Here is a 25,140-nt window from a genome sequence, read left to right on the forward strand (position 1 = left end):
AAAACGGATGAGAACTTCATCCGTTTCTTTTTAGCGTCGTTGAGGTGCTGTGTTGGCGCTCTTGATATTGTATTTTTTCTTCAAGTAGTAGCGGAGGAGAAGAGCCCCACCACCGAGTAAGAGCATGAACCAGTTTGGTACACGCGGGTTGAGGAATTGTGGGAGCAAAGCAGTGACCATGAGAATCACAACCCAAAGGATCATCGCCAACATTAGGATAGGAAGTGACTTGGTTAAAGCAGGCCGTTTCATTCCACGTTTAGAAACTTCGTAGTATTGGTAGAAGTAGTAATACATCAAATAGAGCACAACCCCACCAGCCAAGCTACCAAGAGTCAAAGTGAGGAGTCCATAAGTGGTTCCCTGAGGTGCAAAAAGGTTCATGAAGGCTGAAATGGCAGCAAAGAGACCAAAGACGAGAAGGAAAGAATCTGTAATCATGAGATGAGGAGCATCATTCTCTTTTGGATGCTCTTTTTCGTAGCGTTCCTGATCACTAAAAGCATTGGCCCAAACAGTTGGCGCTCCAAAGAGAGTTCGCGCCGTTACTCCTTTTGGTTGGTTTTCAAAGATAGCTGGAAGAATTTCTTCAATCAGGCTAGTAGCCTCTTCTTCTGTTTTGCCGTTTTCAATCAATTGGTGTTTAGCGATGCGAACGAATTCTTGATTTTTTTTACTTAATTGGGTCAAATCAAATTGAGACATAAATACTCCTTAGTGTTATTAGTAGGTGTTAGAACCATTTTTTATGGATGAGGTAGACAACGAGCGATCCGGTCATAGCGAAGGCGATGAAGATAATGAGCCAGAAAGCATTAGGTTCTCCATTGAGGGGGAGATCATTGTTTTTAAAGTTCATGCCATAGGCTGAGAAGATCATGGTTGGGATGGACATGACGATGGTCACCATGGCCAAGGTTTTCATGATATTGTTCTGGTTGTTGGAGATGATCGATGCGAAGGTATCGGTCATAGAGTGGAGAATGTTTCCATAAATATCTGCCATCTCAATGGCCTGTTGAGTCTCGATCAAGGTATCTTCCAACAGATCCTCGTCTTCCAGGTATTTCTTGATGTTGCTGGTGGCACTGGTCAATTTCTTGATTACGCGCTCATTGGTTTTCAGAGAGGCCTTAAAGTAGACGATGGTTTTTTCTAATTCCATCAGCTCAATCAGCTCTTCATTACGCGTTGATTTGTGCAGTTGACTTTCAATCTGTTCACTCTTACGATCCAGGGTACGAAGTGCGGTCAAGTAGAGCTCCGCATTGCGATAAAGGATCTGGAAGATGAAGCGGGATCGCATGAAGGTATAGAAATTCCGCAAGCGACGATTGATAAAGGTGTCTAGGAGAGGCAACTCTTCCAAGCAAGTGGTGATGATAGCCTCTTCTGTTAGGATAATTCCCAAAGGGATGGTGACATAGTAGGTCTGATTGTTCCGCTCTTCCTTGATGGGAACGTCTACGATGATCAAGGTATATTCATCTTCGATGGTCATACGGGACATTTCTTCCGCATCGAGCGGTGCCCGTAAGTCGGCAATATCGATGTTAAAAGCAGAGGCGATTTCCATCGATTCACTTTGGGAAGGATTGACAAGGTTGATCCAGCTACCGGGTTCCAGTGTCTCTATTTCTTTAAATTCAGTCGTTGTCGATAAAAAGACCTGTTTCATGGTGCCTCCCCTTGTTTTTTTACACCTTAACATTATAACAGAAAAAGCACGCTTTTGGATAAAAGAATGCTGAAAAATTTGATATAATGAAGGATAAATAAATTGATGAAAAGTGGAAGAAATGCTCGATAAAATTGTCATTCATGGAGCGCGTGCTCATAATTTAAAAAATATTGATGTTGAAATCCCTCGAGATAAGCTGGTTGTGGTCACTGGTCTATCAGGTTCTGGGAAATCGAGCTTAGCCTTTGACACTCTCTATGCAGAAGGACAAAGACGTTATGTAGAGAGCCTGTCAGCCTATGCTCGTCAGTTTTTAGGAAATATGGAAAAACCCGATGTGGACTCGATTGATGGCCTAAGTCCAGCCATTTCCATTGACCAAAAAACAACCAGCAAAAATCCGCGGTCAACGGTTGGAACGACAACAGAAATCAACGATTACTTACGCCTTCTATATGCTCGTGTGGGGACTCCTTACTGTATCAATGGCCATGGAGCGATTACGGCTTCTTCGGTCGAGCAGATCGTTGACCAAGTTTTGGAATTGCCGGAGCGCCAACGCCTGCAAATCTTAGCGCCTATTGTTCGTAAGAAAAAAGGCCAGCATAAGAATATCATCGAAAAGGTGCAAAAAGACGGCTATGTCCGGGTGCGTGTGGATGGCGAAATCTTTGATGTGACAGAGGTCCCAGAATTATCCAAAAGCCAACAGCACACAATTGAGGTTGTCGTAGACCGGATTGTCATCAAAGATGGCATTCGGTCCCGTCTCTTTGATTCGGTCGAAGCGGCGCTTCGGATCGCAGATGGCTATGTGGTCATCGATACCATGGATGAAAATGAACTGCTCTTTTCAGAGCACTACGCTTGCCCGGTTTGTGGCTTTACCGTCCCTGAGTTGGAACCTCGTCTCTTTTCATTTAATGCCCCCTTTGGCTCTTGTCCAGATTGTGATGGACTAGGAATCAAGCTAGAGGTTGACTTGGATTTGGTTGTTCCAGATGCTAGCAAGACTCTCCGTGAAGGAGCTCTGGCACCATGGAATCCGATTTCTTCTAACTACTATCCTCAGATGTTGGAGCAGGCCATGATCCAGTTTGGGATTGATATGGACAAGCCATTTGAAGACTTGTCTCCAGAAGAGCGACACTTGGTTTTCTATGGTTCTGAGGGCAAGGAATTCCATTTTCATTATGAGAATGAATTTGGTGGGGTTCGCGACATTGACATTCCTTTTGAAGGGGTCGTTACCAATATTAATCGCCGCTACCACGAAACTTCTAGTGACTTTACCCGCAATCAGATGTTGTCCTACATGAATGAATTGACTTGTGCCACCTGTCATGGGTATCGCTTGAATGACCAGGCCTTGTCTGTTCGAGTGGGAGGAGAGAAGGGGCTACATATCGGGCAAATTTCTGACTTGTCCATTGAGGACCATCTTAAGGTGGTAGCTGATCTCAAATTAAGCAAGAATGAGGAGACCATTGCGCGACCGATTCTCAAAGAAGTCAAGGATCGCTTGAGCTTCCTAAACAATGTTGGTTTGAGTTATTTGACCTTGTCTCGATCAGCTGGAACCTTGTCAGGTGGAGAAAGCCAGCGCATTCGCTTGGCGACCCAGATCGGCTCCAACCTCTCAGGTGTCCTCTATATCCTGGATGAGCCTTCGATTGGTCTTCATCAGCGGGACAATGACCGCTTGATTGCCAGTCTCAAGAAGATGCGTGATTTGGGCAATACCTTGATCGTCGTTGAACACGATGAGGATACCATGAGAGAGGCTGATTACCTGATCGACGTCGGTCCAGGAGCCGGTGTCTTTGGAGGCGAAATTGTTGCGGCTGGAACACCTAAGCAGGTAGCTCGCAATAGCAAATCCATCACTGGTCAGTACCTCTCTGGAAAACGGGCTATCCCCGTACCAACGGAACGGCGGGTAGGCAACGGTCGCTTTATCGAACTGACAGGGGCTGCTGAAAATAACTTAAAAGAGGTGACCGCACGCTTCCCGCTGGGCAAGTTCATTGCTGTCACTGGTGTTTCTGGCTCAGGCAAGTCCACCTTGGTCAACAGTATTTTGAAAAAAACGCTGGCTCAAAAATTGAATCGCAATTCAGAGAAACCAGGGAAATACAAGACTATTTCAGGAGTAGAGCACATTGATCGACTGATCGATATTGATCAAAGCCCGATTGGCCGCACTCCACGCTCCAATCCGGCTACCTATACAGGTGTATTTGACGACATTCGTGACCTCTTTGCCCAAACCAATGAAGCCAAGATTAGAGGCTACAAAAAAGGCCGCTTTAGTTTCAACGTCAAAGGGGGTCGGTGTGAGGCTTGTTCGGGAGATGGGATCATCAAGATTGAGATGCATTTCCTACCGGATGTCTATGTACCGTGTGAAGTCTGCCATGGACGACGCTATAATAGTGAAACCCTAGAAGTTCACTATAAAGAAAAAAATATCTCCCAGATTTTGGACATGACTGTCAATGACGCGGTGGATTTCTTTAAACATATTCCAAAGATTAATCGCAAATTACAAACCATCAAGGATGTCGGCTTGGGCTATGTGACCCTGGGACAACCGGCAACGACGCTTTCTGGTGGAGAAGCCCAGCGGATGAAGTTGGCTTCAGAGCTTCATAAGCGCTCAACTGGTAAGTCCTTCTATATCTTGGATGAGCCAACAACTGGACTTCATACAGAAGATATCTCTCGTTTGCTCAAGGTCTTGGAACGCTTTGTGGATGATGGCAATACCGTTTTGGTCATTGAGCACAACTTGGATGTCATTAAGACAGCGGACCATATCATTGATTTGGGACCAGAAGGTGGTGTCGGTGGTGGTACCATTATTGCGACAGGAACACCAGAAGAAGTAGCCAGCAACCCAGCTAGCTTTACAGGACAGTATTTGAAAGGGAAATTACAATGAATCAACGAATTACAAATCTACGAACTAAAATGAAGGCACAGGATCTAAAAGCTGTCCTCATTAACAACTTGAAAAATGTCTACTATTTGACCAATTTTTGGGGATCAAATGGGACTGTCTTGGTGACAGAAGAGCGCGTGGTCCTCTTCACTGATTCGCGCTATACCATTCATGCCCATGCGACTTGTTTCCCCTTTGTTGAGATTGTTGAAACCCGCAATGAATTGGATGAGGCAGCAAAAATTGTCAAAGACGCAGCGATTCAAGAACTTGGCTTTGAGGATGAGATCACAGTTGCCTACCATACCCGTCTAGCGACTGCTTTCTCAGGAGTCTCTCTAAGAGCCTTGTCTGATTTTGTAATGGAGTTTCGTTTGATTAAAGATGAGACAGAAGTAGCAACCATCCGCAAGGCTTGCAGTATTTCAGATCAAGCCTTCCTAGATGTGCTGGAGTTTATCAAGGTTGGGCAAACAACAGAGTTAGAAGCGGCGACCTTCCTCGATTTCAGAATGCGGGAATTGGGGGCTTCAGGTGTATCCTTTGATATCATCTCCGCTGCGGGAGAGCGCTCTGCTATGCCCCATGCGACTCCAAGTGATAGCATCATCTCTCCTGGGGATGCCTTGACTTTGGACTTTGGCTGTCTCTATAACCATTACGTCAGTGATATGACCCGGACCATTTATGCAGGTCATGTCAGCGACAAGGAAAGAGAAATCTACGAAACGGTCTTGAAAGCCAACCAAGCTCTCATTGCTCAAGCCAAGGATGGACTCGGTTTCCGTGATTTTGATAAAATTCCTCGGGATATTATTGAGGCTGCAGGATACGGCCAGTACTTTACTCATGGAATTGGACATGGTATTGGCTTGGACATCCATGAAGAGCCTTATTTCAGTCAAACTTCCAAAGAAGTTATCAAGGCCGGCATGGTCTTGACAGATGAGCCAGGAATCTACATTGAAGGCCTGTCTGGTGTTCGGATTGAAGATGATCTTTTGATTACGGAAACTGGCTGTGAAGTCTTGACCTTGGCACCGAAAGAATTGATTGTGATCTAAGGAAATTTGCAGAGACAGATTTGAGAAATCTGAGCATTTGTGATAGAATAAAGAGTAATATATTTTTAAAAAGAGGTATGAAAACATGATTGAAGCAAGTAAGTTGAAAGCTGGTATGACCTTTGAAACAGCTGATGGAAAATTGATCCGCGTTTTGGAAGCGAGCCACCACAAACCAGGTAAAGGAAACACCATCATGCGTATGAAATTGCGTGATGTTCGTACTGGTTCAACTTTTGATACAAGCTACCGTCCAGAAGAAAAATTTGAGCAAGCTATTATTGAAACTGTACCAGCTCAATACTTGTATAAAATGGATGATACAGCTTACTTCATGAATACTGAAACATACGACCAATATGAAATTCCTGTTGCCAATGTTGAGAACGAATTGCTTTACATCCTTGAAAACTCAGAAGTGAAAATCCAATTCTACGGAAGTGAAGTGATTGGGGTGACTGTTCCTACAACTGTTGAATTGACAGTTGCTGAAACTCAACCATCTATTAAAGGTGCTACAGTGACAGGTTCTGGTAAACCAGCTACAATGGAAACAGGTCTTGTGGTAAACGTTCCAGACTTCATCGAAGCAGGACAAAAATTGATTATCAATACAGCTGAAGGAACTTACGTTTCTCGTGCCTAATCAGCTCTAAAATAGGTCTGATAGAAAGGAACTTCTATGGCAACTGAACAATACGGCGAAATCGTCATTGCACCTCGTGTGCTAGAAAAAATTATTGCGATTGCGACTGCAAAAGTAGATGGTGTTCATTCTCTTGAAAACAAGAGTGTATCGGATAGCCTTTCAAAACGTGCTCTTGGACGTGGGGTTTACCTTCGTACACAAGAAGATGGTCAAATCTCTGTTGATATTTACCTTTATCTAGAGTATGGTGTAGCAGTCCCTAAAGTAGCGGTTGCGATCCAAAAAGCAGTAAAAACGGCTGTCTATAATATGGCAGATGTCACCTTGGATGATGTCAATATCCATGTGGTTGGAATCGTGACTGAAAAAGCAGCGAAACCTGATTTGAAAGATTTGTTTAATGAGGATTTCCTCAATGACTGATATTTTATTTGAATCACGTCGTGATCTACGGGAGCGTGCCTTTCAAGCTCTAATGAGTTTAGAGTATGAAGGGGATGTTGTAGAAGCCTGTCAATTTGCTTTTACTCATGACAAAGAGGAGACTAACCAGGAAGTGGAAATTCCAGCTTTTCTACTCAATTTGGTATCTGGTGTTCGTCAATCAAAGGATGAATTGGATCAACAGATTGCCCAACACTTGAAAACTGGATGGACCGTCGAACGCTTGACTCTAGTGGAGAAAAACATTCTTCGTTTGGGTGTGTTTGAAATCACTTCTTTTGATACCCCTCAGTTGGTTGCAGTGAATGAAGCAATTGAATTAGCTAAAACATTTTCAGATGAAAAATCTGCTCGGTTTGTGAATGGTGTTTTAAGTCAATTCGTAACGGAAGCAGAATAAGATAGAAAAGAAACCACCTTCACGGGTGGTTTCTTTTTGAGTATAGAGCTTCGCTTGATCATGATAAGGAAAAAGACTGGTACAAAAGTCCGGCCTCTCAATTGACTTTGGATTGTCTAACAAGACGCAGTGGTTGAGTGGGCTCTACTACGCTGATTTTATCAGCTTTTACAGCCCTACTCAACTGTGCGGAGGTGGGACGACGAAATCGAATTCTAACGAATTACCGATTTCTGTCCCACTCTCTTTTAAACACTTTTGCCAGGTAAAACACTCACTGGGAGAAAATAGCCTGTTGTTTTTACGTCTTTTCCTTCGATTTTTTGAAGAAGAAGGTCGACCGTCAGGCGAGCAATTTCCTGTAAGGGTTGCTTGATAGTGGTGAGACGGGGGAAATAATTTTCGATAAAGTAGGTCCCGTCGTAGCCAATGATCTTCAGGTCTTCTGGAATGGCAATGCCGAGTTCGTCAGCGATTTTCATCACCAAAATAGCCGTTAGATCGTCAGACGCAAAGATGGCATCCGGTTTTTGCTGGGTCAAGATGGACTTGATTTCCATTTCTTTGCGAATGGGTGAATAATCACTGGAAACATTGATGATTTGTGCCTCTGGCAGAACTGAAGCAAAGCCAGCATGCCGGAGGCCAGTAGGGGAATTGGAGTTATCATTCCCTGTGAGCATGATAATCTTTTTTGCCCCTGTCTTGGCAAGGGTTTCCGCAGCGAGAACGCCCCCAGCGTAGTTATCCGACGAGACGACTGGGATCTCAGGTGATAGGTTCCGGTCAAAGGCGATGATAGGAGCTGTGACCCGGTTATAGTCTTCAATTCCCAGATTATGACTACCAGAAATAATCCCATCTACTTGATTGGCTTCTAGCATTTCGATGTATTCACGTTCTTTTTCCGAATCATGCTCGCTATTACAAATAATGGTTTTGTATCCATGTTTAAACAGTTCTTCTTCCAGTTTATCGATTAATTCTGCATAGAAGACATGGCTGATTTTTGGGAAGATTAAGCCGATTAACTTGGCTGATTTTCCTTGTAGACTCCGAGCGATCGTATTGGGCTTGTAGCCCAATTCCCTCATAGCCTCTTTAACCTTTGAGACAGTTTTTTCAGATAAATAGCCCTTTTTGTTAATGACTCGTGAAACTGTCGTGGGGCTGACACCAGCTAGTTTGGCGACATCAGTGAGCTTTGCGACCATAGTCTAGTTCGTAGTATGTTCCAGTAGGTGTTCCGGATTTGATCAAGATACCAGTTTGATCAGCATGCGGGAAGACGCGACCAGAGAATACTTTTTCTCCTTTGTTGATAAAAATTTCAAAAATCGAGTTATCTATGAAAATTGTAGCAGTTGTCGCTTGATTTTCGATCGGGCAAGTACGAGTAGTTCCAAACTCTTGGGCATACTGTTCGCCAGCTTGGCTACGGTCGACAATGACTTGACCATTTGCAATATCAAAAGTAATAGAAAGTCCTTTGCCTTCTTTATCGGCTAGGAGAACAATCTCACTTTTGCTATTGGCTTCAAAGGCTAATTCTAACTCGTAGCAATTATTGGTTGTTTCCTTGTTTGTAAATTCGGAAGAGGTGGAGCGGAGCTCTTTTACAGCTTCGACCGGATATTGATAAAGTTTACCATCCTGAATAGTTAGCTCTTTGACCAAAGAGAAGGCTCCTTGGTGGTAATAGCGATCGGATGGGTATGCGACATCTGGTAAACCTAACCAGCTAACCGTTAAGGCTCTTCCATCAGGAGTGTTGAAGCCTTGAGTTGCATAGGCTTCGAAGCCGTAGTCCAAGTTGTGCAATTCAGATACGTCAACGAGACGAGCTTGTTCAGGATCAAAAGAAGCCCCAATCTTATACATATTTGGGTAGATATTGTCGTAGTCGAGGACTGCTTTGTCCAAACCTTGAGGGCAATACAGAAGGACAGGTTGCTCGCCGACGAAGACCAAGTTAGGACATTCTATCATATAAGCTGTACGATCATTGTTGAAATCAAGATCGCCTACTTCAACCCAGTTGGTATAATCGTTATTCACCGCTTTGTAAAGGCGAACGAATCCTTTTTTCTCAAGGTCTTGACCCCCGACGATGGCATAGTATTGATCTTTGAATTTAAAAATCTGTGGGTCGCGGAAATGATCGGTAGCATCCTCTGGTTGATCAATGAGGATTTGGTCGATTTTTTCGAGGTTTCCATCCTGGTCTAAGAGAGCTCCGATTTGGTAGGGATGACGGATCCAGTTCTCGTCTCGTACATTTCCTGTATAGAATAAGAAAAGTTTGTCATCAAATTGCATAGCCGAACCAGAATAGGCTCCGTGGCTATCCAAAGGTGTGTCTGGTAAAACTTTAAGACCAGTTTCTTTAAAATGAACTAAATCATCACTTTCCAGTTGTACCCAAGACTTCAATCCGTGAGCGGCTCCAAAGGGAAAATTCTGGTAAAAAAGAATCCATTTACCATTAAAATAGGAGAAACCATTCGGGTCATTTAAAAGACCAGTTTTGGGTTCGACATGGTAATGAGTATGCCAAGGAGAATTAGCCATGTTTTCTTTTATTTGTTTCTTTTCTTCTTCGGTCCAGTCTTCATATCGTTTGTACCGAAGTGCTGTTGTCCATTCCATTTGACTCCTCCAAAATTTTTCTTACTTCCATAGTACCGATTTCTATAAAAAAAAGCAAGACTTTGGCCAAAGAATTGAGAAAAAATGTCAAACGTTTATCATAAGATTTAGTAGGAGAAACTAGATTGAGTTTTTGAAAATAAATGAAAATATGAAAGTTTTTGAAAACAAATTAATATAAAACATCCAATAGGATAGGTAGATTAGGTATTTATGTGAATGAAAATGAAAAACAATTGTTTCAAACAATCAAAAATAGCAAAATGTTATCAAAAACTTTCTGCAAAACGGTTGACATATTCTTAATACGTGGTACAATTAAATGCGTAGAGACGGGTGAACCGTTTTCAAAACAATAAAAAATAAGGAGATTTTTGCAAATGTCAAATACAGAAATTGCAAAAAAAGTCATCGATGCAATCGGTGGAGTTGAGAACGTCAACAGTGTTGCTCACTGTGCGACTCGTCTTCGTGTGATGGTGAAAGATGAAGCGAAAGTCGACAAAAATGCTGTCGAAAATATTGAAAAAGTTCAAGGAGTTTTCTTTAACTCAGGTCAATACCAAATTATTTTTGGTACTGGAACTGTAAATAAGATCTATGATGAAGTTGTCGCTCTTGGATTGCCAACTTCAACTAAGGCTGAGATGAAAGCAGAAGCCGCTAAACAAGGAAATTGGTTCCAACGGGCTATCCGTACTTTTGGTGATGTCTTTGTACCAATCATCCCAGTTATTGTTGCGACAGGTCTCTTCATGGGTGTCCGTGGACTCTTGAATGCCCTTGGTGTGACTCTTCCAGAAGATGTTACGACTTATACTCAAATCTTGACAGATACGGCCTTTATCATCTTGCCAGGTCTTGTCGTTTGGTCAACCTTCCGTGTCTTTGGTGGGAACCCAGCGGTTGGTATTGTTCTTGGTATGATGCTTGTTTCTGGTTCACTTCCAAATGCCTGGGCTGTTGCTTCTGGTGGTGAGGTGACTGCTATGAAATTCTTCGGCTTTATTCCTGTCGTAGGGTTGCAAGGATCTGTTCTTCCAGCCTTTATTATCGGGGTTGTTGGAGCTAAGTTTGAAAAAGCTGTTCGTAAAGTAGTTCCAGATGTCCTTGATCTCTTAGTGACACCATTTGTTACTCTTTTCGTAATGTCAATTCTTGGTCTATTCCTTATTGGACCAGTATTCCACGTTGTTGAAAACTACATTCTTCTTGGAACAAAAGCTGTTCTTAGCTTACCATTTGGTCTTGGTGGGTTGTTGATTGGTGGGGTACACCAAATTATTGTCGTATCAGGTGTTCACCACATTTTCAACTTGCTTGAAATTCAATTGCTTGCTGCTGACCATGCCAACCCATTTAATGCTATCATCACAGCTGCTATGACTGCTCAAGGAGCTGCTACTGTAGCGGTTGGTGTGAAAACTAAAAATCCTAAATTGAAAACTCTTGCTTTCCCAGCTGCTCTTTCTGCCTTCCTAGGTATTACTGAGCCTGCGATCTTCGGGGTTAACTTGCGTTTCCGTAAACCATTCTTCCTTTCATTGATTGCTGGTGCTATCGGTGGTGGATTGGCTTCACTTCTTGGCCTTGCTGGTACTGGTAGTGGAATCACAATCATTCCAGGTACAGTGCTTTATGTAAATGGTCAACTCCCACAATACTTCCTTATGGTAGCAGTATCATTTGCTCTTGGTTTTGCTCTTACTTACATGTTTGGTTTTGAGGATGAAGAACCTGAAACTGTAACTGAAAATGCTACAACAGATCGTTTCGTTGAAGAAGAAACAACTGGAACTGTTCCATCATCTCTTCAAGACGAAACCATCATCTCTCCAATCGTTGGGCAAGCTGTTGCTTTAGAAAATGTGAATGACCCTGTCTTCTCAAGCGGTGCTATGGGTCAAGGGATTGCAGTGAAGCCATCTGAAGGTGTCGTTTACGCTCCTGCAGATGCTGAAGTAACGATTGCTTTTGCAACTGGACATGCCTTCGGTTTGAAGACAGCGAATGGTGCTGAAATCTTGATCCACGTTGGGATTGACACTGTTTCAATGAATGGTGACGGTTTTGAGCAAAAAGTTGCTCAAGGTGACAAGGTTAAAGCTGGTGATGTTCTTGGAACATTTGATTCTGCTAAAATTGCAGCAGCTGGTCTTGATGATACAACAATGGTCATCGTCACAAACACAGCTGACTATGCTTCGGTAACTCCAGTAGCTACTGGTGCAGTTGCTAAAGGCGATGCGATTATTGAAGTAAAAGCATAATCTAAAATATGATTGCTCAAGGACTGGTTAGGGTATCCTCCAGTCCTTGAATTTTGTTTGGAGATGAGGTTTGGAATAAAAAAAGTTGCTCACCTAATGTTGAAACATAAATAAGAGTAGTTTTTTCTTTAAGGAATAGAAGTGAACCGTTTTCCTTTATGATATAATAGAAAAAAAGAGAATTGAAGAAGAGGATTGATATGACTAAATTATATGGTAGTCTTGAAGCTGGTGGAACAAAGTTTGTTTGTGCTGTAGGTGACGAAAATAATAACGTCATTGAAAAGACACAGTTTCCAACAACAACCCCTATTGAAACCCTTGATAAATGTATTGAGTTTTTCTCTAAATTTGAAACTCTTGCTGGTTTAGCGATTGGTTCATTTGGACCGATTGACATTGATAAAAATTCAAAAACATATGGTTTTATTACAACAACTCCCAAACCCCATTGGGCGAATATTGATGTGGTAGGTGCTTTCCGTCGTGCATTAAATGTACCGATTTACTTTACAACTGACGTAAATAGCTCAGCATATGGTGAAGTTGTCGCTCGTAATAATGCGGGTGCACGGATTGAAAACCTAGTCTACTACACAATTGGTACAGGGATTGGTGCAGGTGTCATCCAGCGTGGTGAATTCATTGGTGGAGTGGGACATCCTGAGATGGGCCATTACTATGTTGCCAAACACCCAATGGATGTTGAAAAAGAATTTAATGGTGTGTGTCCATTCCACAGAGGTTGTTTAGAAGGTCTTGCGGCTGGTCCAAGCTTGGAAGCTCGTACTGGTATTCGTGGGGAAAATATCGAACTCAATAGCTCTGTATGGGATATCCAAGCCTACTATATTGCCCAAGCTGCTGTCAATGCAACTGTAACCTTCCGCCCAGATGTTATTATCTTTGGTGGAGGAGTGATGGCACAACAGCACATGTTGGATCGCGTTCGTGAAAAATTCACAGTATTATTGAACGGCTACTTACCAGTTCCAGATGTTCGTGACTACATCGTGACTCCTGCGGTAGCTGGAAATGGTTCAGCAACCTTGGGTAACTTTGTCTTAGCAAAACAAGTCAGCAAAAAAGACTAATTAGGTAAGGCTGAAACAACAGAAAGCATGAAATGCTAGGGGAGGGAGTTCTTCGTCGGGAAGATGGATGAATGACCTTCTCTTTTTTAAGCAAGAGAGGAGAAAAGATGGAAAAAGCCATTATGAAGGATCCCTTCTTTTTGAGTCAAGTATCTGAAGAAGCGACAAAAGAGGATTTGTATCTGGCGCAAGACTTACAAGATACCTTACGAGCTCACCAGGATTCCTGTGTTGGCATGGCGGCTAATATGATTGGTGTACGCAAGCGAGTGATCATTATCCAATTTGGTTTGATACCCTTGGTTCTCTTTAACCCTGTTCTAGTCAAGAAAGAAGGAGTTTATGAGACAGAAGAGGGGTGCCTTTCTTTGGCAGGGAGCCGAAAAACGAGCCGCTTTGAAAAGATTCAGGTCTCCTATCGCGACATGAATTGGAAGCCTCAGCTCATAAGCTTAGAAGGTTTTGCGGCCCAAATTTGCCAGCATGAGCTAGATCACCTGGAAGGGATTTTGATATAGGTCTAGTTGCTACTTGTTAAGGAATCGATCGAAGAGAAATTGTTGATGAAAAAAGAATATTTGTTCTATGAACGGGTCAGACCATTTTTTGTGTCCCATCCCTATTATCTTTCTTTATTAAAGTGGGTCAACCACCTCGTCACCCTGCTGATGCCACTTCTTTATTTTTATGTTCTTTGGGTAGCTTATCTGAAAGCTTCCGAGATTTGGGTTGTTCTTGCCTATCTGTTGGTTCCGGCGTCTGGCTTTATGTTACTGAGTGTCATTCGAAAAGCAATCAATTGGCCCCGTCCTTATGAGCTTGGCGCGTTTCCGTCTCTTTTAGAGAGAGAAGGCAAGGGGAGTTCCATGCCAAGTCGGCATGTCTTTTCGGCGGCCATCATTTCGACAGTAGCCTGGGAAGTGAATCCTCTTCTATCGAGCCTTGGTCTTTTCTTGACTCTGCTATTGGCAGGAGTTCGTGTTCTGGCGGGACTCCATTTTGTCCGTGATGTTGTAGTCGGATTTGTCGTTGCACTCCTATGGGGGATCGTCAGTTTTTCTCTATTAGGAATTTTCTGATAGAGGCTGGATGAGAGAAGAAAAATGATTAAAAACTGCCTAAGTTTGTTAGGCAGTTTTTAATTATGTGAGATTTGGTGTTGGAATTTTTGGAAGAACCGTTCGCGTTCTTCTATAATAGCTGGACTTGGGTTTTTGAGGGAAGTTAACAAATCAACCAAGTCAGGTGTGACTTCTCGAATCAGCTCTCCCAGTGACCAAATGGCAGTTGCAATATGAATCTGGTTTTGCGAGGTTTCGATGATTTCTAACAGTTTAGGAATAGCAGACCGGTCATTAGCATTGGCCAAAGCAATGATAGCATTACGCTGGAGAATATTCTTTCCCCGCCAACTACCAGCGACCATTCCAAATTTTTCCTTGAATTGTCCATTGGATAACTCAATAAAGGGGATTAATTCCGGATGAGCTAGTTCAGGATCGATATCAGTGGCTAGCGGATTGTCCAGACCACGGTTGTAGGGACAGCAGATTTGACAGATATCACAACCGTAGATGACCGTTTTAATCTTTTTACGGAATTCCAGATCCATCATCCCCTTGTCTTGGGTCTGAAAGGATAGGCAACGTCGGGCATTCATAGAGCCATCTCCGATTAAACAAGAAGTCGGGCAGGCTTCTACACAGCGGTTACAATCTCCGCAACCATAGTCAACGGCTTGATCGGGTTCAATCTCTAGGTTGGTGATAAGCTCCCCTAAAAACATATAAGAACCGTATTCTTTTGAGATGACGAGGCCGTTCTTTCCGATAAAGCCAATCCCTGCTCGTTGAGCAACCGCGGTATCCACTAAGGCACCGGTATCTACCATGCCCTTGTATTCGAAGTTGGCGGTTAATTCTTCAATCCCTCGTGCTAGGCGGTCTAATTTATCCTGCAAGACATAGTGATAATCAAGGCCCCAGCTATTGGGGGTGAATTTTCCGCGTTTATAGGCCGTCTTCTGAGGTTGTTGTTTTAACTTGTGGGGATAGGCAACGGCAATGGAAATAATCGTTTTAGCAGAAGCTAAACTTAAGCGTGGTTGGATTCGTTCTTCAATATTTTTGTGCTCAAAACCAGAATTTCGGCCTTCTTCCACAGCTAGGCGGAGGGATTTTTCTAAATAGGAAAAATCATCCGCAGTGGTAAAGCCAATTTTTGAAATACCAATGGAGTGAGCCAATTCGATAATGGATTCTTTGAGGTTCATATTCCTATTATAGCGGAAAGCCGGTAAAAATGCGAAAAACGTGCAAAAAATTAAAAAGAGGCTAAAGAGCTTGGCAGGGCTTTCAAAAACAAGTGGAATTTGGTATAATAAGGTATTGAATACAAGGATATATGGAGGCAGGTATGTCACAACCGCTATTTTTACAATCAGTTATGCAGGAAAAAATTTGGGGTGGAACTAGATTACGAGATGAGTTTGGCTATGAAATCCCGAGCGATCATGTTGGTGAATACTGGGCTATTTCGGCCCATCCACATGGTGTTTCTGTTGTTAAGAATGGACCTTATGCTGGAATGGGCTTAGACCAACTATATGCAGAGCATCGCGAATTGTTTGGGAATCGACCAGAACCGGTCTTTCCTTTGTTGACAAAGATTCTAGATGCTAATGACTGGCTCAGTGTTCAGGTTCACCCAGATGATGCCTATGGAATGGAGCATGAAGGAGAACTTGGGAAAACTGAATGCTGGTACATTATTGCCGCTGATGAAGGGGCAGAGATTATCTATGGTCACCACGCTCAGTCTAAGGAAGAATTGCGTCAAATGATTGAAGCCAAAGAATGGGATGATCTGTTAGCGCGGGTTCCTGTGAAAGCGGGAGATTTCTTCTATGTGCCAAGTGGAACCATGCATGCCATCGGTTCAGGTATCTTAATCTTGGAAACCCAGCAATCAAGCGACACGACCTATCGAGTTTACGACTTTGATCGCAAAGATGATCAAGGAAATTTACGTGAGTTGCACATTGAACAGTCCATTGATGTGCTGAACCTAGGGGCTCCAGCGAATAGCCGACCAGTTGAGGAAAAAGTGGATCACTTGTCGTCTACTTTGTTAGTGGCCAATGACTTCTTTGGTGTTCATAAATGGGTAGTCAATGGGGAAGTTCGATTTGAAAAGACCCATGATTACAGCTTATTGAGCGTCTTAGCCGGAGAAGGGAAATTGACGGTAGCTGGAAAGGATTATCCTATTCAAAAAGGAAGTCACTTTATCTTACCGAGCGATGTTGAATCCTGGACTTTGGAAGGGCAAGGTATAGAATTGATCGTAAGTCATCCATAAAAAAGAAAGGGTTTGAGTTAAAAGCTGTGGAACAACTCAAGCCTTTTTTATCTGAAAACTATTTTTATGTTAAGTCTTGACTCTGACCTAAGGGGAGGGATTATACTATCTTTGTAAGGAGGAAATCATGTACCATATCAAAGAAGCTGCAGAGCTGTCAGGTGTCTCTGTCAAGACCTTGCACCACTATGACAAGATAGGACTTCTCGTTCCTGTCAAATCTGAAAATGGCTATCGGGTATATAGTCAAGAAGATTTAGAACGATTACAGGTGATTCTCTACTACAAGTATCTAGGATTTTCCTTAGACCAAATAGCAGAACTATTAGCCGAAGAAAAATCTAACTTATTGCCCCATTTGACCAGACAGTTGGACTATTTGACTCAAGAAAGACAACGTCTGGATACCTTGATTTCTACCTTGCAAAAAACCATTCAAGAACAAAAAGGAGAAAGAAAAATGACCATTGAGGAAAAATTTACTGGATTTAGCTACCAAGATACTCAAAAATACCAGCAAGAGGCGGTAGAGAAGTACGGTCAAGAAGTCATGGATCAAGCGCTTGAACGCCAAAAAGGTCGAGAAGAGGAGGCGACAAGAGCCTTTAATCAAGTCTTTCAAGCCTTGGCGAAAAACCTCCAGGCTGGTTTGCCAGTAACAGCATCGGAAAACCAAGAAGAAGCCGCCAAACTTTTAGACGCGATTCGAACGTATGGATTTGACTGCTCTATAGAGGTTTTTGGCCATATCGGCAAAGGCTATGTCTATAATCCAGAATTCAAGGAAAACATCGACAAGTTTGGAGCTGGCACAGCCCAGTACACTTCGGATGTCATTGCCTTTTATGTCGAAAATCAAGCAAAATAAAAAAGTGAGAGTGGGACAGAAATCGGTAATTCGTTAGAATTCGATTTCGTCGTCCCACCTCCGCACAGTTGAGTAGGGCTGTAAAAGCTGATGAAATCAGCGTAGTAGAGCCCACTCAACCACTGCGTCTTGCTCGACAATCCAAAAATAATTGAGAGGCTAGGATTTTTGTCCCAGCCTCGTTTTTTGCTTGGATCAATTTGAAAGAAGCGGACCGATCTAAGAGAGCTCGAATGAATGAAGACGATGAAAACTTTATGAAAATTTCATAATTTAAGTTGACAGTCTTGAAAAAAAGGAGTAGAATAACCCCTGTTTTATGAAAAGAGGCAGGGAATTCCCGGCCTCATGATCTTTTTTCAAGGAGTTTTTTATGTTTTCAACATTGAAAAAATGGTTTATTGGCCGTCCGTTGAAATCTGGTGCAGAAGGTGAAGGAGGATTGCTAGGGAAAATGCAGGCCTTGGCTATGCTCTCTAGTGACGCACTTTCTTCTATTGCCTATGGTCCAGAGCAAGTTATCCTGGTCTTGATGACCGTATCAGCAGGAGCCATTTGGTGGTCCATTCCAATTGGGATTGTGGTCTTGGTTCTCCTAGCCAGTTTAACGATTTCTTATCGTCAGGTCATTCATGCCTACCCTCAAGGGGGAGGAGCCTATATGGTGACTTCGGAGAACCTGTCTCCCAAAGCGGGTTTGATTGCTGGTGGAAGTCTCTTGGTTGACTATATGCTGACAGTAGCGGTATCTGTTTCTTCCGGTGCAGATGCCATCACGTCAGCGATTCCCTCTCTTCATCCTTATAATCTTCACATTTCCATTTTGTTGGTCTTGCTTTTGATGCTGATGAACCTTCGGGGACTGCGCGAATCGGCCACATCCTTGATGATTCCGGTCTACCTGTTCATCGTCAGTACCATTGCCTTAATCGGCTATGGCGTGATCCAAATTTTGACAGGGCATTTGGCCTATAACGCGACTGCGCATGTTGGCCAAACTATTTCAGGGGTTAGCATTATTCTCTTGTTGCGGGCCTTTACGAGTGGATCGGCTTCCCTAACAGGTGTTGAAGCCATCTCCAATTCGGTTCCCTTCTTTAAGAAACCAAAAGCAAAGAATGCTGCCTCTACTTTGACCATTATGGCTTTGATTTTGGGGATCATGTTTGCAGGGATTACCTTCCTTAATTACTGGGTGGGTGTTGTTCCGGCAAAAGGGGTAACAACTCTAGCCCAAATGGCCCAAGCCATCTTAGGGAATTCCCCAGTCGGTCAAGCCTTCTTTTACGTCTTTCAATTATCAACAGCTTTGATCCTGGCAGTAGCTGCGAATACTGGTTTCTCAGCCTTTCCAATGTTGGCCTTTAACATGGCTAAAAACAAATACATGCCACACATGTATATGGAAAAAGGAGATCGTCTGGGCTATTCCAATGGGATTTTGACCTTGGCGATTGGTGCCATCGTCTTACTCTTGATCTTTGATGGACAAACAGAAAGCTTGATTCCGCTTTATACCATTGGGGTCTTCATTCCTTTTGCCCTTTCTCAAACAGGGATGGTCATTCATTGGAAACGCCAATATCAAAAAGGATTTCTCAAGTATTCGCTGGCTAATATCCTCGGGGCTGCTATCTGTTATGGGATTGTCTTGATCCTCTTGTTGTTCCGTCTGAGTGAGATCTGGCCTTTCTTCCCTATAATCGGTCTTTTACTTTGGATGTTCTTAAGTATTCGCAATCACTATGATAAAGTTGCGGCTCAATTGCGTTTGGGAAGGAAGATCGAAAAGACAAATTACGCGGGCAATACTGTCATTGTCCTTGTTGGGAATGTCACTCAGGTAAGTGTGGGAGCTATGAGTTATGCAAATAGCCTAGGAAACGATGTTGTAGCGATGCACGTGTCAACGGAAGAAACCAAGGTCAAAGATGCTGAGGTAGCAGAAGAATTTAAGCATTATTTCCCTCATATTCGCTTTGAAAATGTTATGACAAGTTACCGGGATATTATCCAACCAACAGTTGAATTTGTCTCAAAAGTAGCTGAGGAGGCCAAGGAAAAAGGAAACACCGTCACAGTCTTAGTTCCTCAATTTATCCCTAAAAAACATTGGCAAAATATTCTCCACAACCAAATGAGTTTGAAATTGAAGTATGCACTTCGTTGGCATGAAGAAGTGGTTGTGGCAAGCTATTCTTACCATTTGTCTGAATAACTATCGCATAAAGAAGAGATGTCTACTATAGAGGTGATTCGGATTAAAAACAAAGTTTTAGTAGACGATTGAATAATTCTAACGAGTATAATTTTTATAGAATTTATTAGATTTGTATCAATGAACAGTTTGTCTCCACTTTCAGATGTCTGCTTGAGCAGGCATCTTTTTGAATTTTCTCACACGAAAAACCCACACGAAAGTCTTGTAAGATACAGCCTTTATCTTGAAAAAATGTTTAAAAAATGCTATAATAAAAAGAACGTTTAAAATTTAAGAAATTTGAAAAGTAAGGAAACTAATGGCTAATTTATTAAAAACAATTATCGAAAATGATAAAGGTGAATTAAGACGATTGGAAAAGATGGCAGACAAGGTCTTCTCATATGAAGATCAAATGGCTGCCTTGTCGGATGATGAACTGAAAGCGAAAACAGAAGAGTTCAAGCAACGCTACCAAGATGGCGAATCATTGGATGACCTCCTCTATGAAGCTTTTGCGGTAGTTCGTGAAGGTGCCAAGCGTGTCTTGGGCTTGTTCCCTTATAAAGTACAGGTCATGGGTGGGATTGTTCTTCACCATGGTGACGTTCCGGAAATGCGTACAGGGGAAGGGAAAACCTTGACTGCGACCATGCCGGTGTATTTGAATGCCCTATCAGGTAAAGGGGTTCACGTTGTCACTGTCAATGAATACCTGACAGAACGGGATGCGACGGAGATGGGAGAACTATACTCATGGCTTGGTCTTTCAGTAGGGATCAACCTAGCAGCAAAATCTCCATCTGAGAAAAAAGAAGCTTATCTCTGTGATATTACCTACTCGACTAACTCAGAGATTGGGTTTGATTATCTTCGTGATAACATGGTCGTTCGTGCCGAAAACATGGTACAACGTCCTTTGAACTACGCCTTGGTCGATGAGGTAGACTCCATCTTAATCGATGAAGCCCGTACGCCACTGATTGTCTCAGGTCAGACTTCTACAGAAACTAGCCAACTTTATCACATGGCGGATGCCTTTGTGAAATCTTTGGAGGAAGAAGACTACATTATTGATGTCCCTTCAAAAACCATTGGTTTGTCAGATTCTGGGATTGATAAGGCTGAAAGCTACTTTAAGCTTGAAAACTTGTATGATATTGAAAATGTTGCTTTGACGCACTACATTGACAATGCCCTCCGTGCCAACTACATTATGATTTTGGATATCGACTATGTAGTCAGTGAGGATCAAGAAATCTTGATCGTCGACCAATTTACAGGTCGTACCATGGAAGGTCGTCGTTATTCAGACGGCTTGCACCAAGCGATTGAGGCTAAAGAAGGTGTACCAGTCCAAGAAGAAACCAAAACATCAGCTTCTATTACTTACCAAAACTTGTTCCGGATGTACAAGAAACTTTCAGGGATGACAGGTACTGGTAAAACAGAAGAAGAAGAATTCCGTGAAATCTACAACATTCGCGTCATTCCAATTCCAACCAACCGTCCGATTGCTCGTATCGACCATCCAGACCTTCTCTACCCAAGCTTGAAATCGAAGTTTAAAGCTGTAGTAGAAGATGTAAAAGCTCGCTATGAAAAAGGCCAACCAGTCTTGGTGGGTACCGTTGCTGTTGAAACCAGTGACTACCTATCTCGTCTCTTGGTTGAAGCGGGCGTTCCTCACGAAGTCTTGAATGCGAAAAACCACTACAAAGAAGCGCAAATCATCATGAACGCTGGTCAACGTGGTGCCGTTACCATCGCGACCAACATGGCCGGACGTGGTACCGATATCAAGCTCGGCGAAGGGGTTCGTGAACTCGGTGGACTTTGTGTGATTGGTACAGAGCGTCATGAAAGCCGTCGTATTGATAACCAGTTGCGTGGACGTTCTGGACGTCAAGGGGACCCAGGTGAATCTCAATTCTACCTTTCTCTTGAAGATGAGTTGATGCGTCGTTTCGGTTCAGAGCGTATCAAAGCCTTGCTGGACCGCTTCAAACTAAGCGAAGAAGAATCTGTCATCAGATCTAACATGTTTACACGCCAAGTCGAAGCAGCTCAAAAACGAGTGGAAGGGAACAACTATGACACTCGTAAGCAAGTCCTTCAGTATGATGATGTTATGCGGGAACAACGCGAGATTATCTACTCTCAACGCTATGATGTCATTACAGCGGATCGTGATTTGGCGCCAGAAATCAAGGCTATGATCAAGCGGACGATTAAACGGATCGTTGAAGGAGCAAGCCACTCAAGCAAGGAAGAACGAATCGAAGCTATCTTGAACTTTGCCAAATACAATTTGGTCCCTGAAGATACGATTTCAGAGAGTGATATTGAAGGCAAATCTGATAAAGAAGTGATTGATTACTTGTTTAAACGTGCTGAAGAGGTTTATGAAAACCAAGTAGCGAAATTACGCGATGAAGAAGCAGTAAGAGAATTCCAAAAAGTCTTGATTCTTCGTGTTGTGGATAGCAAATGGACTGATCACATCGATGCCTTGGATCAATTGCGTAATGCTGTCGGCCTCCGTGGTTATGCACAAAACAATCCTGTGGTTGAATACCAATCAGAAGGATTCCGTATGTTCAACGATATGATTGGCTCCATCGAGTTTGATGTGACTCGTTTGATGATGAAAGCTCAAATCCACGAACAAGAGCGTCCACGTACAGAACACAGTATTTCAACGACAGCGACTCGTAATATTGCCGCTCAAAAAACTGATTTACCAGAAGATCTTGATTTGAGTCAAATCAAACGCAATGACATTTGTCCATGTGGATCTGGTAAGAAATTTAAAAACTGCCACGGTAAAAAACTCTAATCGTATGAAAGGATCAGCCTATGTCTTTTACAGCTACTAGCCCAATCATTGATGAAACAGCAGTAACCTCTCTTTATCGCTTAGAAGGTAAACATTTGGCTCGCAAAGAAGCGCGTGACCGTGAATTAGCCTCTATTTTGAAAGGGGAAGACAAGCGGATTTTGCTTGTGATGGGACCATGTTCATCAGATAATGAGGAAGCAGTGATGGAATATGCTCGTCGCCTTGCAGCCCTTCAAGAAGAAGTTAAAGATCGGGTCTTCATTGTGATGCGAGTCTACACTGCCAAACCTCGGACCAATGGAGATGGCTATAAAGGATTGATGCATCAACCGGATACCGCTTCAGAACCTAGCTTTGTAGCTGGTTTAAAGGCTGTTCGTCGCCTACATCATCGAGTGATTACCGAAACTGGTTTGACAACAGCAGATGAACTGTTGTATCCAGAGACCTACCCATTTGTTGAGGATCTCCTTTCTTATGTTGCTATTGGGGCACGTTCTGTAGAAGATCAAGGCCATCGATTTGTAGCAAGTGGCATCTCAGTCCCAACTGGATTGAAAAATCCAACTTCTGGAAATCTATCGGTCATGTTTAATGCAATTTATGCTGCACAACATGGGCATCATTTCTTCTATAACGGTCGTTCTGTGGAGACAAGTGGAAATCCATTCGGACATGCTATTCTGCGTGGAGCCTTAGACGCGAATGGGAAAAATATTCCGAACTACCACTATGAAGATCTGCTAGAAGCTGCGCATCGCTACCAAGCCTTGGGCTTGCAACATCCATTTATCCTGGTTGATACCAATCATGATAATTCTGGGAAAAAATTTGCTGAGCAGATTCGCATTGTCAGAGAAACCCTTACAAATCGTAGCTGGAATCCAATTATCCATGATGTAGTCCGTGGATTTATGATTGAATCTTATCTAGAGGACGGTCGTCAAGATCAACCAGAAGTATTTGGTCAATCAATCACAGACCCATGCTTGGGTTGGGAAAAGACAGAAAGCTTAGTACGAGAAATTTATCAGTATGTAGCTGAATAAGAGGAGAGGGCTGGAGAAAATATTCTCAGCCCTTTCCTTCTTAAATAGAGTTGCTGATAGAAAATCATTAAAGAGGAAAAGATATGATTGTTGGACATGGGATAGATATCGAATCGATCCAATCCATTGAACAAGCCTACCAGAGACATCCGAGATTTGCTTCCAAGGTATTGACAGAGACGGAACGAGAACGGTTCGACCAATTATCTGGGAAACGGAAAATGGAATACCTGGCAGGTCGATGGTCTGCCAAAGAAGCCTTTTCCAAGGCTTGGGGAACAGGAATTGGTCCAGTAGGATTTCAGGATCTGGAAATTCTAACCAATCAAAAAGGAGCTCCCTATTTTTCAAAAGCTCCTTTTAGTGGAAAAGTTTGGGTATCGATTAGTCACTCAGGCGATTTAGTTTCGACCAGTGTCATTTTGGAGGAAAGAAATGAAAGCTAGTACACATAGACCAACGCGAGCATATGTGGATGTAGAGGCTATTGCCTATAATGTTCAACAAATACAAGCCCGTATTCCGAAAGAGACCTTGACTTTTGCAGTTGTCAAGGCAAATGCATACGGCCATGGGGTTGTGCCAGTGGTAGAACGCTTATTGCCACTAGTAGATGCTTTTTGTGTCTCCAACTTAGATGAAGCCTTGGAAGTTCGCCAAGTAGCAGATGAAAAACCGATTTTAATTTTGGGAGTTGCACCAGTCGAACACGTTGCGATTGCCATCAAAGAGGAAATTCGTTATACAGTAGCTAGTCTCGAGTGGTTGAAAGCATTGTTGGCTGAAAAGTCTGATTTGACTGGGTTGAAGGTTCATATTAAAGTGGATTCAGGAATGGGACGAATTGGTTTTCGTTCGGCAGAAGACTTGCAGGAAGCCATGATCTTATTAAGAGACCATGGAGCAGAAGTGGAAGGGATCTTTACTCATTTTGCTACAGCTGATGAGAAAGATGACCGGCATTTCCAAGGCCAATTGCAACGATTTAAGAGCTTGTTGGAGCTCTTGCCCTATACTCCGAAAATCGTTCATGCCAGCAATTCAGCAACAACTTTATGGCATGCTGATACCATTTTTAATGCTGTCCGACTGGGTGATGTCATGTATGGGCTCAATCCAAGTGGAAGAGAGTTAGAGCTTCCCTATAGCATCCGTCCTGCTTTGAGTCTGGAAACAGAATTGGTCCATATCAAACCACTAGAAGTGGGTCAGACAGTTGGTTATGGAGCGACCTATCAGACTAGCGAGGAAGAGTGGATTGGGACCATTCCAATTGGCTATGCAGATGGCTGGACCAGAGATATGCAAGGTTTTCATGTTCTTGTTGATGGGCAATTCTGTCCGATTGTCGGTCGCGTATCCATGGACCAAATCACCATTCGCCTACCGAAGGCCTACCCGATTGGGACTAAGGTAGTATTGATCGGAAGGGATGGTGATCTAGCTATAACGACAACGGATGTAGCAGTCTATCGAGGCACGATCAACTATGAGGTTGTTTGTGTCCTGAGCGATCGCGTACCAAGAGTTTATCGTCCAACAAAGGAAGACAGTGGGAAGTAAGTTGTTTGTCTTTTCCCAGCTTCCTTTTATAAAAAGTTCGAGATGAAAGAGGTTGATGACGGT

21 protein-coding genes are annotated in these 25,140 nt (G+C 42.9%); 16 read left to right on the forward strand and 5 right to left on the reverse strand.

Features of this window, described 5'->3' with window-relative positions; translation table 11 throughout:
• Nucleotides 1-30 precede the first annotated feature (30 nt).
• Nucleotides 31-705, reverse strand: coding sequence for a DUF1129 family protein (locus tag LXO72_RS00260; RefSeq protein WP_129270089.1), 675 nt, complete (start codon nt 703-705; stop codon nt 31-33).
• A 28-nt stretch (nt 706-733) separates the two neighbouring features.
• A complete protein-coding gene (locus LXO72_RS00265; protein WP_006597173.1) occupies nt 734-1,678 on the reverse strand; it encodes a magnesium transporter CorA family protein in 945 nt (314 codons plus the stop codon).
• Nucleotides 1,679-1,799: 121 nt separating this feature from the next.
• Between LXO72_RS00265 and uvrA the strand changes: the two genes are divergently transcribed.
• The 5 genes from uvrA (at nt 1,800) to nusB (ending at nt 7,182) form a co-directional block, all read left to right on the forward strand.
• On the forward strand, nt 1,800-4,625 hold the full coding sequence (gene uvrA, locus LXO72_RS00270) for an excinuclease ABC subunit UvrA (RefSeq protein ID WP_233331192.1): 2,826 nt from the start codon (nt 1,800-1,802) through the stop codon (nt 4,623-4,625).
• On the forward strand, nt 4,622-5,689 hold the full coding sequence (locus LXO72_RS00275) for a M24 family metallopeptidase (protein WP_233331193.1): 1,068 nt from the start codon (nt 4,622-4,624) through the stop codon (nt 5,687-5,689). The genes uvrA and LXO72_RS00275 overlap by 4 nt, the downstream gene beginning before the upstream one ends.
• Before the next feature lie 85 nt (nt 5,690-5,774).
• Nucleotides 5,775-6,335 (forward strand): elongation factor P, encoded by a 561-nt coding sequence (gene efp, locus LXO72_RS00280; protein WP_233331194.1) that lies wholly within the window; start codon nt 5,775-5,777, stop codon nt 6,333-6,335.
• Nucleotides 6,336-6,371: 36 nt separating this feature from the next.
• The gene (locus LXO72_RS00285) at nt 6,372-6,761 is read left to right on the forward strand and encodes an Asp23/Gls24 family envelope stress response protein (protein ID WP_006595687.1); all 390 of its coding nucleotides are present in this window, start codon (nt 6,372-6,374) and stop codon (nt 6,759-6,761) included.
• On the forward strand, nt 6,754-7,182 hold the full coding sequence (gene nusB, locus LXO72_RS00290; RefSeq protein WP_223355542.1) for a transcription antitermination factor NusB: 429 nt from the start codon (nt 6,754-6,756) through the stop codon (nt 7,180-7,182). The genes LXO72_RS00285 and nusB overlap by 8 nt, the downstream gene beginning before the upstream one ends.
• A gap of 248 nt (nt 7,183-7,430) precedes the next feature.
• Here the strand turns inward: nusB and LXO72_RS00295 are convergent, their stop codons facing one another.
• A complete protein-coding gene (locus LXO72_RS00295; protein ID WP_048716431.1) occupies nt 7,431-8,396 on the reverse strand; it encodes a LacI family DNA-binding transcriptional regulator in 966 nt (321 codons plus the stop codon).
• Complete coding sequence (locus LXO72_RS00300; protein ID WP_233331195.1) at nt 8,377-9,831, reverse strand: sucrose-6-phosphate hydrolase; 1,455 nt, start codon at nt 9,829-9,831, stop codon at nt 8,377-8,379. Before LXO72_RS00300 ends, LXO72_RS00295 begins: the two co-directional genes overlap by 20 nt.
• 380 nt (nt 9,832-10,211) lie before the next feature.
• Between LXO72_RS00300 and LXO72_RS00305 the strand changes: the two genes are divergently transcribed.
• From LXO72_RS00305 to LXO72_RS00320, 4 genes are all read left to right on the forward strand, one after another.
• Entirely contained in the window at nt 10,212-12,101 is a 1,890-nt protein-coding gene (locus LXO72_RS00305) for a sucrose-specific PTS transporter subunit IIBC (protein ID WP_233331196.1), read from the forward strand.
• Nucleotides 12,102-12,301: 200 nt separating this feature from the next.
• Nucleotides 12,302-13,195, forward strand: coding sequence for a fructokinase ScrK (scrK, locus tag LXO72_RS00310; protein ID WP_233331197.1), 894 nt, complete (start codon nt 12,302-12,304; stop codon nt 13,193-13,195).
• Nucleotides 13,196-13,302: 107 nt separating this feature from the next.
• The gene (locus tag LXO72_RS00315; protein ID WP_233331198.1) at nt 13,303-13,713 is read left to right on the forward strand and encodes a peptide deformylase; all 411 of its coding nucleotides are present in this window, start codon (nt 13,303-13,305) and stop codon (nt 13,711-13,713) included.
• A 6-nt stretch (nt 13,714-13,719) separates the two neighbouring features.
• Nucleotides 13,720-14,274: a phosphatase PAP2 family protein gene (locus LXO72_RS00320; RefSeq protein ID WP_233331199.1), complete on the forward strand. Its 555-nt coding sequence runs from the start codon at nt 13,720-13,722 to the stop codon at nt 14,272-14,274.
• A 59-nt stretch (nt 14,275-14,333) separates the two neighbouring features.
• Here the strand turns inward: LXO72_RS00320 and queG are convergent, their stop codons facing one another.
• Nucleotides 14,334-15,467 carry a tRNA epoxyqueuosine(34) reductase QueG gene (gene queG, locus LXO72_RS00325; protein ID WP_233331200.1) on the reverse strand — a complete coding sequence of 378 codons (1,134 nt, stop codon included), beginning with the start codon at nt 15,465-15,467 and terminating at the stop codon, nt 14,334-14,336.
• A 143-nt stretch (nt 15,468-15,610) separates the two neighbouring features.
• Between queG and manA the strand changes: the two genes are divergently transcribed.
• The 7 genes from manA to alr all read left to right on the forward strand — a co-directional run bounded on the left by manA (nt 15,611) and on the right by alr (nt 25,077).
• Nucleotides 15,611-16,555 (forward strand): mannose-6-phosphate isomerase, class I, encoded by a 945-nt coding sequence (gene manA / locus LXO72_RS00330; RefSeq protein ID WP_233331201.1) that lies wholly within the window; start codon nt 15,611-15,613, stop codon nt 16,553-16,555.
• Between the two features lie 127 nt (nt 16,556-16,682).
• On the forward strand, nt 16,683-17,423 hold the full coding sequence (locus LXO72_RS00335) for a MerR family transcriptional regulator (protein ID WP_233331202.1): 741 nt from the start codon (nt 16,683-16,685) through the stop codon (nt 17,421-17,423).
• A gap of 373 nt (nt 17,424-17,796) precedes the next feature.
• A complete protein-coding gene (locus tag LXO72_RS00340; protein ID WP_233331203.1) occupies nt 17,797-19,641 on the forward strand; it encodes an APC family permease in 1,845 nt (614 codons plus the stop codon).
• A gap of 301 nt (nt 19,642-19,942) precedes the next feature.
• Nucleotides 19,943-22,462 (forward strand): preprotein translocase subunit SecA, encoded by a 2,520-nt coding sequence (gene secA, locus LXO72_RS00345; protein ID WP_233331204.1) that lies wholly within the window; start codon nt 19,943-19,945, stop codon nt 22,460-22,462.
• Between the two features lie 20 nt (nt 22,463-22,482).
• Nucleotides 22,483-23,514, forward strand: coding sequence for a 3-deoxy-7-phosphoheptulonate synthase (locus tag LXO72_RS00350; protein WP_048716451.1), 1,032 nt, complete (start codon nt 22,483-22,485; stop codon nt 23,512-23,514).
• An 83-nt stretch (nt 23,515-23,597) separates the two neighbouring features.
• Nucleotides 23,598-23,960 carry a holo-ACP synthase gene (gene acpS / locus LXO72_RS00355; protein WP_233331205.1) on the forward strand — a complete coding sequence of 121 codons (363 nt, stop codon included), beginning with the start codon at nt 23,598-23,600 and terminating at the stop codon, nt 23,958-23,960.
• The gene (gene alr, locus LXO72_RS00360) at nt 23,950-25,077 is read left to right on the forward strand and encodes an alanine racemase (protein WP_233331206.1); all 1,128 of its coding nucleotides are present in this window, start codon (nt 23,950-23,952) and stop codon (nt 25,075-25,077) included. Before acpS ends, alr begins: the two co-directional genes overlap by 11 nt.
• Nucleotides 25,078-25,140 lie beyond the last annotated feature (63 nt).

The sequence above is a fragment of the Streptococcus sp. XMC genome, from assembly GCF_021341835.1.
Taxonomy (GTDB): domain Bacteria; phylum Bacillota; class Bacilli; order Lactobacillales; family Streptococcaceae; genus Streptococcus.

What these genes read in the sequence shown, in the direction of transcription:
- alr (WP_233331206.1), top strand. Translation starts at nt 23,950, where the DNA reads ATGAAAGCTAGTACACATAGACCAACGCGAGCATATGTGGATGTAGAG.
- LXO72_RS00305 (WP_233331196.1), top strand. Translation starts at nt 10,212, where the DNA reads ATGTCAAATACAGAAATTGCAAAAAAAGTCATCGATGCAATCGGTGGA.
- efp (WP_233331194.1), top strand. Translation starts at nt 5,775, where the DNA reads ATGATTGAAGCAAGTAAGTTGAAAGCTGGTATGACCTTTGAAACAGCT.
- queG (WP_233331200.1), bottom strand. Translation starts at nt 15,467, where the DNA reads ATGAACCTCAAAGAATCCATTATCGAATTGGCTCACTCCATTGGTATT.
- nusB (WP_223355542.1), top strand. Translation starts at nt 6,754, where the DNA reads ATGACTGATATTTTATTTGAATCACGTCGTGATCTACGGGAGCGTGCC.
- LXO72_RS00285 (WP_006595687.1), top strand. Translation starts at nt 6,372, where the DNA reads ATGGCAACTGAACAATACGGCGAAATCGTCATTGCACCTCGTGTGCTA.
- LXO72_RS00300 (WP_233331195.1), bottom strand. Translation starts at nt 9,831, where the DNA reads ATGGAATGGACAACAGCACTTCGGTACAAACGATATGAAGACTGGACC.
- LXO72_RS00295 (WP_048716431.1), bottom strand. Translation starts at nt 8,396, where the DNA reads ATGGTCGCAAAGCTCACTGATGTCGCCAAACTAGCTGGTGTCAGCCCC.
- LXO72_RS00275 (WP_233331193.1), top strand. Translation starts at nt 4,622, where the DNA reads ATGAATCAACGAATTACAAATCTACGAACTAAAATGAAGGCACAGGAT.
- scrK (WP_233331197.1), top strand. Translation starts at nt 12,302, where the DNA reads ATGACTAAATTATATGGTAGTCTTGAAGCTGGTGGAACAAAGTTTGTT.
- LXO72_RS00260 (WP_129270089.1), bottom strand. Translation starts at nt 705, where the DNA reads ATGTCTCAATTTGATTTGACCCAATTAAGTAAAAAAAATCAAGAATTC.
- secA (WP_233331204.1), top strand. Translation starts at nt 19,943, where the DNA reads ATGGCTAATTTATTAAAAACAATTATCGAAAATGATAAAGGTGAATTA.
- LXO72_RS00265 (WP_006597173.1), bottom strand. Translation starts at nt 1,678, where the DNA reads ATGAAACAGGTCTTTTTATCGACAACGACTGAATTTAAAGAAATAGAG.
- manA (WP_233331201.1), top strand. Translation starts at nt 15,611, where the DNA reads ATGTCACAACCGCTATTTTTACAATCAGTTATGCAGGAAAAAATTTGG.
- LXO72_RS00335 (WP_233331202.1), top strand. Translation starts at nt 16,683, where the DNA reads ATGTACCATATCAAAGAAGCTGCAGAGCTGTCAGGTGTCTCTGTCAAG.
- acpS (WP_233331205.1), top strand. Translation starts at nt 23,598, where the DNA reads ATGATTGTTGGACATGGGATAGATATCGAATCGATCCAATCCATTGAA.
- uvrA (WP_233331192.1), top strand. Translation starts at nt 1,800, where the DNA reads ATGCTCGATAAAATTGTCATTCATGGAGCGCGTGCTCATAATTTAAAA.
- LXO72_RS00350 (WP_048716451.1), top strand. Translation starts at nt 22,483, where the DNA reads ATGTCTTTTACAGCTACTAGCCCAATCATTGATGAAACAGCAGTAACC.
- LXO72_RS00340 (WP_233331203.1), top strand. Translation starts at nt 17,797, where the DNA reads ATGTTTTCAACATTGAAAAAATGGTTTATTGGCCGTCCGTTGAAATCT.
- LXO72_RS00315 (WP_233331198.1), top strand. Translation starts at nt 13,303, where the DNA reads ATGGAAAAAGCCATTATGAAGGATCCCTTCTTTTTGAGTCAAGTATCT.